Origin of the sequence: Corallococcus exercitus, assembly GCF_003611585.1 — a bacterium.
In the GTDB taxonomy this organism is placed as follows: domain Bacteria; phylum Myxococcota; class Myxococcia; order Myxococcales; family Myxococcaceae; genus Corallococcus; species Corallococcus exercitus.
In genome coordinates, this window is record NZ_RAVW01000381.1 from 1 (window position 1) to 9,533 (window position 9,533).

At 72.5% G+C, this 9,533-nt stretch carries 7 protein-coding genes and 1 pseudogene; 5 read left to right on the forward strand and 3 right to left on the reverse strand.

Features of this window, described 5'->3' with window-relative positions:
• Positions 1-351 (forward strand): annotated as a pseudogene (locus D7W79_RS43355) (hypothetical protein); the annotation flags it as partial.
• Here the strand turns inward: D7W79_RS43355 and D7W79_RS32875 are convergent.
• Positions 352-651 (reverse strand): hypothetical protein, encoded by a 300-nt coding sequence (locus D7W79_RS32875; RefSeq protein WP_120529309.1) that lies wholly within the window; start codon positions 649-651, stop codon positions 352-354. It abuts the pseudogene before it with no gap.
• A 149-nt stretch (positions 652-800) separates the two neighbouring features.
• Here D7W79_RS32875 and D7W79_RS32880 point away from each other — a divergent pair, with 149 nt between their 5' ends.
• The 3 genes from D7W79_RS32880 to D7W79_RS32890 all read left to right on the forward strand — a co-directional run bounded on the left by D7W79_RS32880 (position 801) and on the right by D7W79_RS32890 (position 4,698).
• Positions 801-2,339, forward strand: coding sequence for an FAD-binding oxidoreductase (locus tag D7W79_RS32880; RefSeq protein WP_120529310.1), 1,539 nt, complete (start codon positions 801-803; stop codon positions 2,337-2,339).
• 141 nt (positions 2,340-2,480) lie between these two features.
• On the forward strand, positions 2,481-3,398 hold the full coding sequence (locus D7W79_RS32885; RefSeq protein ID WP_120529311.1) for a hypothetical protein: 918 nt from the start codon (positions 2,481-2,483) through the stop codon (positions 3,396-3,398).
• 112 nt (positions 3,399-3,510) lie between these two features.
• Complete coding sequence (locus D7W79_RS32890; protein ID WP_120529312.1) at positions 3,511-4,698, forward strand: tetratricopeptide repeat protein; 1,188 nt, start codon at positions 3,511-3,513, stop codon at positions 4,696-4,698.
• A gap of 22 nt (positions 4,699-4,720) precedes the next feature.
• Here D7W79_RS32890 and D7W79_RS32895 read toward each other — a convergent pair whose 3' ends face one another.
• On the reverse strand, positions 4,721-5,683 hold the full coding sequence (locus D7W79_RS32895; protein ID WP_120529313.1) for an ornithine cyclodeaminase family protein: 963 nt from the start codon (positions 5,681-5,683) through the stop codon (positions 4,721-4,723).
• A 246-nt stretch (positions 5,684-5,929) separates the two neighbouring features.
• On the opposite strand from D7W79_RS32895, the gene D7W79_RS32900 reads away from it, so the two are divergent.
• Entirely contained in the window at positions 5,930-7,984 is a 2,055-nt protein-coding gene (locus D7W79_RS32900; protein ID WP_120529314.1) for an ATP-binding protein, read from the forward strand.
• Between the two features lie 15 nt (positions 7,985-7,999).
• On the opposite strand, the gene D7W79_RS32905 is transcribed toward D7W79_RS32900, so the two are convergent.
• On the reverse strand, positions 8,000-9,533 hold a 1,534-nt coding region (locus tag D7W79_RS32905; RefSeq protein ID WP_147442167.1), incomplete at its 5' end, for a Sapep family Mn(2+)-dependent dipeptidase.

Below are 9,533 nucleotides of genomic sequence, written 5' to 3' on the forward strand. Positions count from 1 at the left end.
CGAGATCGGCGCATGTCTCGTGGGCTCGGAGATGGGTATAAGAGACAGGGCTACGGCTACGGGCCGTGGGGCGGCTGGGGACCGGGGTGGTACGGCGGCCCCTGGGGCAGCCCCTTCTACTCCCCCTACTACCCGCCGTATTACGAGGAGCCGCTGCCCACCAGGGACATGCTCAACAACGCGCTGCCGGAGGGCACGCTGGAGCCCGGCGGCACGCAGGAGGGCTTCCTCTACTTCCAGGGCGTGGCCCGCCGCGAGGACGCGGTGACGCTCCAGGTGAAGCTGGTGGACGCCCAGACCGGGGAGCCGTTCGGCGCGCTCGACATCCCGTTCCAGGTGAGCACGAAGTAGCTAGTGCAGGAGCGTGCTGGGCGGCGCGTAGGGATAGCGCCCGCCGTCGTGCGCCAGGTCGAACAGCCGCGCGTCCTCCGGCTCCCCCAGCGCGCGCCGCAAGTCCGCGCCGCGCATGGGCAGGCCCAGCAGCGGCCCCAGGGGGAACAGGTCCAGCGCGCCGGTCAGCAGGGGCAACAAGCCCGCCAGCGCCACCGCCGCGCCCCGGGGCGTGCCCGAGCCCAGTCCCCCCAGGATCATGCCCGTGCCCGCCAGAATCCGAAGCCACCGTCCGTTGCGCGACGCGATGAAGCCGACCATGAACACCTCCCCACGCCGAAGATGAACACGCGGCGGGGGGCGACCACGGCCGGTGTCCACCCGGCGACCCTCACCGCCCGGGGCCCGTCCGCCCGCTCGCCGCCCGGGGGGCCAGCGGGGGAACGCCTGCGCGGGCATACTGCGGCGCCGTGAGCGAAACGGAAGCGAAGGCGCCGGTGGACCTGGGCCTGCGAGCGGCCCTGGCCGCGTGGCGGGAGGCCGTGGGCGAGGCGCACGTCGTGGTGGACCCCGAAGCGCTGGAGGCCGCCCAGACGGCCACCTTCGCCACCACCCAGCGCATCCCCGCCATCGTGCGGCCCGCGGACACCGCCCAGGTGCAGGCGTGCCTGCGCATCGCCGCCGCGCACCATGTGCCGGTGTACCCGGTGAGCGCCGGCCGCAACTGGGGCTATGGCTCGCGCGTGCCCCCCGGCGACGGCAGCGTGCTGCTGGACCTGGGGCGCATGAACCGCATCCTCGCGCACGACGAGCAGCTCGCGTACCTCACCGTGGAGCCGGGCGTGACGTTCCGCCAGGCCGCCGCGTACCTGCGCGAGCGTCAGTCCGCCAACTTCATCACCACCATCGGCGGCTCGCCGGACGCGAGCCTGGTGGGCAACGCGCTGGAGCGCGGCGACGGGCGCGGCCCGAACGCGGACATCTTCCAGCACGTCTGCGCGCTGGAGGTCGTCCTGCCCACGGGCGAGCGCATCGAGACGGGCCACGCGAGGTTCCCCGGCTCGCGCGCCGCGCCCGTCTTCCGCTGGGGCCTGGGCCCGGTGCTGGACGGCCTGTTCAGCCAGTCGTCCTTCGGCGTGGTGACGCGGATGACGTTCTGGCTGGCGCGCAAGCAGCCCTGGCTGCGCGAGTTCGTCTGCGCCGTGAACGACGACGCGCAGCTCTGGGACATGGTGGACCGGCTCCAGGCGCTGGCCCTGGACGGCACGCTCAAGGGCAGCTTCTTCTTCTGGAACGACATCAAGGCCTTCAGCGTCACCCAGCAGTACCCCTACGCCACCCTGGGCCGCACGCCGCTGCCGGACTGGGCCCGCGAGAAGTTCCGCGAGGGCTTTGGCCGCTGGGCCATCAGCGGCACCCTCACCGCCCCGGACGCGGAGTTCGGCGCGCTCCTGGAGAAGCGGCTCGCGCGGGCCCTGGAGGGCGCCTTCCGCCCGCTGTCCTTCGGGCCGGAGGTCCTGGACGGCGACGGCGGCTTCCAGGGCGTGCCGTCGGAGGCGAACCTCGCCATGACCTACTGGCGCAAGCGCACGCCCCAGCCGCCAGACCCGAACCCGGACCGGGACCGCTGCGGCTTCATCTGGTGCTGCGTCGCCGTCCCCTTCACCGGACAGGAGGCGAAGCGCGCCACGGAGATCGCCGATCGCGTCCCCCGCCTCTTCGGCTTCGAGCCCAACCTGGCCCTCCTCGCCTTCTCCCCGCGCTGCCTCTACCTCATCACCGCGCTGGCCTATGATCGCGACGCGAAGGGCGAGGACGCCCGCGCCCAGGCCTGCTACCGCGCCCTCACCCGCGAGCTGGCGGACGCCGGGTACCACCTGACCCGAGCCGGACTCCAGGCACAAGGCGCCACACCGCCCGTGCGGGACGACTCCACGGAGGTGCGGCGGCGGCTGAAGGCGGCGCTGGACCCCGAGGGAATCCTGGCTCCCGGGAGATCCGAGCCCTGAGGCACGGCCCGAGGGCTCGGCCCGGGCTCGAACGGATCAGCGAAGAAAAAGAGTGGTGGAAACTTTCCAGGGGGTCCCTCCGATAAACTCTCAAGTCACAAGATTCCCCCACCGCGCCTCGCGCCGCCGGAGCCCGCTTCCATGTCCATCGAGACCAACCGCTACCGCCCCGTGTTCCGGACCACCACCACGACGCCCCCGGAGCACGGCAAGCTGGTGCGGAAGGAAGTCCAGGCCCACACGGAGAACCGGGCCCAGGGCGAGGCGACCATCGACCTGAACCGCGGCGTGAAGGGCAACCGCGTCACCACCAGCAACCAGGCCAACCCCAACACCACGACGGACATCCAGAAGCAGCTGGAGACCAGCCGCTTCGACCAGACGGTGGCGCAGGGCGAGTGGAACAAGAGCTGGACCGCGGCCTCCGGCTCGCACACCTCCGGTGACGTGAACGGCAACTTCCACAACACGGTGGAAGGCCAGGTGCTGACGGCGGACGTGGCGGCGCAGGGCAACGTCTCCATCGACCCGCTGCACGGCAAGATTGGCGCGCAGGGCTCCGTGGACGCGCGCGCCGACCTGGTGCGCGGCTCCGTGGAAGGCCACGCGGACAGCGCGCTGGGCCGCTCCGAGTGGGGCGCGGAGGGCAACGTCGGCGCCGAGGCGACCGCCACGGGCCAGGTGGTGCTGGACCCGCTGCACGGCCAGGCTGCCGCCTCCGTGCACGGTGAGGCCTTCGCCGGCGCCCGCGCCAGCGCGGAAGTCAGCCAGGAGATCGGGCCCGCGACGGTCACGGCCGGCGCGGAGGCCTTCGCCGGCATCGGCGTGGAGTTCGAGGCCAACGTCGGCCTGAAGGACGGCAAGCTGTCCGCCAACTTCGACGTGGGCGCGGCGCTGGGCATCGGCGCCAGCCTGGAGTTCGGCTTCTCCGTGGACGTGGGCAAGATTGGCGACGCGGCGAAGAACGTCGTCGAGGGCGTGGGCAACGCGGTGCAGAACGTCGGCGAGGGCATCAAGAACGTCGGCGAGGGCATCAAGAACGTGATGAAGCACTGGTAGTCCCAGCGGCCTTCTCACCCGAAGCTCCCCCAGGGCCTCGTCCATCCGGGCGAGGCCCTTTCCTTTTCCCCGTTGCTCGACAGCCCCCGCCCCCTGGGGGACACTTTCCATCATGAACTCTCTGGAAACCCTTCTCGCGCAGGGCCAGGTGGCCCAGGCGAAGGCCGAGGCCGAGAAGCTCCTCGCGAAGAACCCCAACCACCGCGACGCGCTGGTGGTGATGGCCAAGCTGGCGCTGGTGGAGAACAAGCTCCCCCAGGCCGAAGGGCTGCTCGCCAAGGCGGAGGCCCAGGGCGCCACGGGCGAGACCGGCCTCGTGCGCGCGAACATCGCCGCCCAGAAGGGCCAGCTCGACGCCGCCCTCAAGGCCTACCAGGGCGTGCTCGCGGTGGAGCCCGACCGCGCCGAGGCCCACTTCGGCAAGGGCATGATGTTGATCAAGCAGGACAAGGCGCCCCAGGCGCTGGAGGCCCTGTCCCAGGCCGCGAAGCTCGCGCCCCAGAACCCGGTGTTCCGCTACCGGCTGGGCCAGGTGCAGCTGGAGGCGGGCAAGACGGACGCGGGCCTCGCCACGCTGCGCGAGGTCCTCACGCTGGCGCCGCGCTTCGTGCCCGCGTACCTGAGCCTGTCGCACGCGCTGTCCTCGCAGGAGAAGCTGGTGGAGGCGCGCAAGGTGCTGGAGCAGGGCCTCAAGGCGGTGCCCAACCAGCCGCGCATGCTCGCGTCCGTGACGGTGCTGTCCATGGCGCTGCGCGACCTGCGCACGTCCTACCAGGCGGCCTCCGCGCTCGCGGCCCAGCGCCCCAAGGACGCGGACGCCCAGGCGAACCTCGCGCAGCTGATGCTGGCGCGCGGTCAGATTGAACAGGCCCGGCACCTGTGCCAGACCATGGCGTCGCTGGGTGTCGCCAGCGAGTCGCTGAAGATGGCGGAGGCCACCTGCTTCGAGGCGCAGGAGCCGCCCGCGTACGACAAGGCCATCACCGCGTACGAGCAGGGCATGGGGCTGGCGCCGGACGGCTGGCGCGCGGCGAACAACCTGGGTCAGCTGCTCCTGCGCATCCCCGCGGAGCCGGCGAACGCGAACCTGCCGCGCGCGGTGACGGTGCTGGAGGAGGCCGTGCGCCGCGCCCCGGACCGCCCGGAGCCGCTGCTCAACCTGGCGCTCGCGCAGGCGCGCCTGGGCCAGGAGGCGAAGGCGAAGGAGCTGGTGCAGAAGGTGCTCGCCATGCCGCTGGCGGAGGACACCGACCTGCACGAGGAGGCCGTGCGCCTCTCGCAGGCGCTCGCCAAGGCCTGAAGCAGCGCCCGGACGGCCCGCGCTACTCGTTGAAGTCGAGCGTGGGCACGTCCTCGTCGCCGGACGCCGCCTGGTACACGTGCCAGGCGGTGGCCAGGTCCTGGAAGGGCAGCCCCACCCCGGCGAACACCGTCACCTGCTCCGGGGACGTGCGCCCGGGCTTGAGGCCCGCGAGGACCTCGCCCAGCTCCGCGTGGATGGCGGCCTCCGTGAGCCCCACCGCGCCCGCCGCGCCGGTGGACACGGTGAGCGCGCGGTGGTCGCAGACGAACAGCGACTGCTCCAGCAGGTCCTGGGACAGCTCCGCCTTGCCCGGCTCGTCCGCGCCCAGCGCGGTGATGTGCGTGCCCGGCCGCACCATGCCCGCGTGCAGGAAGGGCTGGTGGCTCCACGTGGCCGTCACCACGATGTCCGCGTCCGCCACGGCATCCGCCACGGACGTCTCCACGCGGACGGGCAGGTTCAGCTCCTGGTACATGCGCTGCGCGTAGGCGTTCGCGTGCGCGATGTTCGTGTCGTAGACGCGCACCTGGCTGAGCGTGCGCACCAGCCGCAGCTGCTTGAGCTGGAGCACGCCCTGGCGGCCGGCGCCAATCACCGCCACGCGCGTCGCGTCCGGCCGGGCCAGCACGTCCGCGGCCAGCGCGCCCACCACGCCGGTGCGCACGGCGGTGAGGTGGCCGGAGTCCATCACCGCGAGCAGCCCTCCGGTGACGAGGTCGTGCAGGTGCACCACGCCCTGGATGGCGGGCTTCTGCCCGGGGAACTTCGCGTGCACCTTCACGGTGTACGCGGGGATGCCGGGCACGCAGCCGGGGAAGAGCACCAGCGCGGTGCCCTCCGAGTGCAGCGGCGCGCGCACGCGCTGCGGGGCCACCGTGCGGGCCAGGACGTCGGTGCGGAAGGCCTCGCGCAGGTCGTCCAGCAGCAGGAGCGCCTGGATGTTGCGGGCCACGGCGGAGCGGTTGAGCAGGAGGGTGCGCATGCTTTGCCGGCCACCCTACCCGAGCGCCCGCATGCCCAGGAGCGCGAATGTCCCCGGGGGCGGCCGAGCGCACGAAGGTGAACGGCGCGCCGGGCGGTGCGTCCGGAGGCCCGTGGCGGAGGCCCGCGGCCGAGGGCTCGTGGCGGAGGCTTCCGCCAGACAGGGGGGCGAAGCACGGCGGAGCCACCGTGAGCAGACTTCGCGCGAGGGGCGGCGCGGCCGGGCGATGGCCTGGGGAGACTGGTGATGCAGGAGCCGGATTCACACTCCGTGGACGAGCATGCGCGCGGCGGGCCTCGCCCGTCCGCGGCGGAGTTCCTGCGCGCGAATCACGACGCGCTGCTGGCGGACTGGGAGCAGGCGGTGTTCCAGCACCTGAGCGGAAAGGCGCCGGCACGCCCGCCCTGGCTCATCGACCACCTGCCGGAGCTGCTCACCACGCTGGCGGACGCGATGGAGCTGGGGCCGGAGGCGCTGGACGAACGCCTGGAGGTGGCGCACGCCGTGGCCCGACTGGACGAGGGCTTCAACCTGGGCGAGGTGGCGCAGGAGTACGCGCTGTTGCGCCGCTGCATCCTCCACCGCCTGGAGGCGCAGGAGCAGCGGCTGCGGTCCGGCGACCTCACGCGGCTGGGGGAGACGCTCGACCGGGTGGTCACCCGGACGATGACGCTCTTCTGGGACATGAAGCAGCGCATCCTCCAGACGCTGGACAACATGGCCGAGGCCACGCTGGACGACCCGGACATGGAGACGCTCCTGGAGCGCCTGCTCACCCGGCTGATGGAGTCCGCGCTCACCGTGGACACGGCGGCGGTGATGATGCTGGAGGGCGACGCGCTGGTGGTGCGCGCCGCGGTGGGCCTGAGCACCGACGAGGTGAAGGGCCTGCGCGTGCCGGTGGGCCAGGGCGTCAGCGGGCAGGCGGCGCTGGAGCGGCGGCCCTTCTTCGTCCGCTCGGCCGCCACGGATCCGCGCGTCCTCTTCGGACCGCTGCGCCGCGCGGGGCTGCGCGCGCTGTACGGCCTGCCGCTCATGGACGGCGAGCGGCTGCTGGGCATGGCGTACATGGGCTCGCGCACGGCCTTCGACTTCTCCGACTCGGACGTGCGGCTCTTCCACGCCGTCGCGGAGCGGGCGTCCGGGCACATCGCCCAGACGGAGCTGCGCGCGCGCGAGCACGAGGCGCGCAAGGAGGCCGAGCGCTCCCTGGCGCTCCTGGACTCGCTCCTGGACGCGGCGCCCGTGGGCATCGCGTTCCAGGACCACGAGCTGCGCTACCTGCGCATCAACGGAACGCTCGCGCGCATCAACGGCCACTCCGTGGAGGCGCACCGGGGCCGCACGCTGCACGAGATGGTCCGCGGCGGCGTCGTGACCTCCATCGAGCAATCGCTGCGGCAGGTGCTGGAGACGGGACGGCCCGTGCAGGACGCGATCATCGAAGCGTCGAACCCCGCGCACGGCGGCCCGGGCGCCTGGCGCGCGGACTACTTCCCGGTGCGCACCCCGGACGGCGCGCTCTTGGGGGTGGGCGTCACGGTGGTGGACATCACCGACCACAAGCGCGCGGAGGCCGCGCTCCAGCAGGCCATCGACTTTCGCGAGGAGCTCATCGCCATCCTGGGGCACGACCTGCGCAACCCCCTGCACGCGGTGAACGCGTCGGCCTTCATGCTGGGGAAGGCCCCGGACCTGGACACCTCCGCGCGCCGCTCCGTGGACCGCATCCGCAAGGCCACGGCGCGGATGACGCGGATGATCAACGACATCCTGGACTTCGCGCGCAGCCGGCTGGGCGGGGGCATCCCGGTGACGCGCCAGCGCATGAACATGGTGGAGCTGTGCCAGGGCGTCCTGGACGAGTTGCAGGTGGTGTACCCGGAGCGGCCCCTCACGCTGGAGGTGCGCGGGGAGGACCTGTGGGGGCAGTGGGATCCGGACCGGGTGACGCAGGTGCTGGGCAACCTGGTGGTGAACGCGCTGCAACACGCGAAGAACGACACGCCCGTCCACACCACGCTCACCGGCGAGGTGACCGACGTGGTGATGCGGGTGTGCAACGAGGGCGACCCCATCCCCGAGGAGCTGCTGCCGCACCTGTTCGACCCGTTCAAGGGGTCGCGCCAGGCGGACCCGGGCAACAAGCACCGCAGCCTGGGACTGGGGCTCTACATCGTGAGTGAGATCGTCCAGGTGCACCAGGGCAGCGTCCGCGTGGACACCGGCCTCGGCCAGGGCACCACCTTCACCGTGCGCTGGCCCCGCGTGCCCCCGCCGCGGGGCTACCTGCCGCCATGACCTGGGGGCCTGGCGTCACGGCGCGGCCTTCGCCTCGGACGCAGGCGCGATGGCGAGCGTGTGCACGGCCTCCGCGAGCATGCGCGTGCTCAGGTCCAGCGTCTCCAGCGCGATGGACTCGTCCGGGGCGTGGCCGGTGTAGGGCTCCTTGGGGAACGCGGGCCCGAAATCCACGGCGCGGGGGAACAGCCGCGCGTAGGTGCCGCCCCGGATGGAGCCGGGCACCGCGTCCGGCTCCTTGCGCTGCCGCTGGTAGATGCCCATCAGCGTCTTCACCAGCGGGCCGGACGTGTCCGCCACGTGCGGGTCGCCCAGGTAGCGGCCGGAGCCCTCCTTCACCTGGCCGCCGGAGTCCTCGCCCACGCGCTTCGCGGCGGCGTCCAGCGCGGCGTTGAAGGTGGCCGCGTCCTGGCCCTGCGGCCTGCGCATGTTGACGCCCAGGGACACACTGCCGTCCTTCACGCGCAGCACGGTGGGCGCCACCAGCAGCGGCCCCATCAGCGTGTCCTCGTACTTCAGGCCCAGCTTCTCGCCGTGGTGGTCACCGTCGAAGCGCTTCGCCACCACGCGCAGGAGCGCCGCGATGCCGTTGTCCTCCAATGACAGACGCGAGGCCACGGCGGACAGGTCCCAGAGCGCGTTGTGCCCCTCATCCGCGGTGGACGAGTGCACCGCCACGCCATGGGCGGTGAGCACCACGGTGTTGCCCTCGCGCTTCGCCTCCGCCTTCAGGTCCTTGCGCGCGGGGGCCTCCTGCGCGATGGCCGCCTTCACGGCGGCGAGCACCGCCTCCGGCGTCTGGCCCTTCACGGGCTCCAGCTTCAGCGTGGCGGTGCCGGGCACCTGGGTGAGGAACTCGCCCGCATTCACGTCCACGGCGCGCGCGACGGTGCCCGCCTTCGGGGTCGCGAGCGCGGTGCCCACCGGCGCCTCCAGCGTCCACGCGACGAAGCCGGACTGCGCGGCCATCACCGGGTAGCCGGAGTCCACGGAGATGACGTGCGTGGGCTTGGGCTGCGTGGCCGCGTACTTCTGCATGCCGGACCAGTCGCTCTCTTCTCCGTTGCCGATGATGACGAGCACCTTGCCCTGGGGCTTGAGGCCCAGGTCCTTCGCCATGGCCAGCGCGACCAGCCCGGAGGCGATGGGGCCCTTGTCGTCCTCCACGCCCCGGCCGTACAGGCGGCCCTTCTCCACCACCGGCTTGAAGGGCGCGCGCTTCCATTCATGGGCGGGCGCGGGGACGACGTCGCCGTGGAACACCAGGCCCAGGAGCGGCTCGCCCTCGCCCCAGGACAGCTCGAAGACGTCGTTCTCGCCCACGGTGCGGAAGCCGAAGCCGTGCGCCTTCGCCCAGGCCTCCAGGGCGCGGCCCATGGCGGCCATCTCCGGGTTCTTCGCGGCGGGGGCCTCGCTGCTCACCGTCTTGAAGCGGACGAGCGTCTGCGTGAGGGCCACCACGTCGTCCAGCGCACAGGCCTGGACGTAGGCGGCGTAACGCTCCGCGGCGGAGGCCCCCTTCAGGGCGGTGTCGGAGAAGCTGTCTCTT

What these genes read in the sequence shown, in the direction of transcription:
- D7W79_RS32900 (WP_120529314.1), top strand. Translation starts at nt 5,930, where the DNA reads ATGCAGGAGCCGGATTCACACTCCGTGGACGAGCATGCGCGCGGCGGG.
- D7W79_RS32895 (WP_120529313.1), bottom strand. Translation starts at nt 5,683, where the DNA reads ATGCGCACCCTCCTGCTCAACCGCTCCGCCGTGGCCCGCAACATCCAG.
- D7W79_RS32875 (WP_120529309.1), bottom strand. Translation starts at nt 651, where the DNA reads ATGGTCGGCTTCATCGCGTCGCGCAACGGACGGTGGCTTCGGATTCTG.
- D7W79_RS32890 (WP_120529312.1), top strand. Translation starts at nt 3,511, where the DNA reads ATGAACTCTCTGGAAACCCTTCTCGCGCAGGGCCAGGTGGCCCAGGCG.
- D7W79_RS32885 (WP_120529311.1), top strand. Translation starts at nt 2,481, where the DNA reads ATGTCCATCGAGACCAACCGCTACCGCCCCGTGTTCCGGACCACCACC.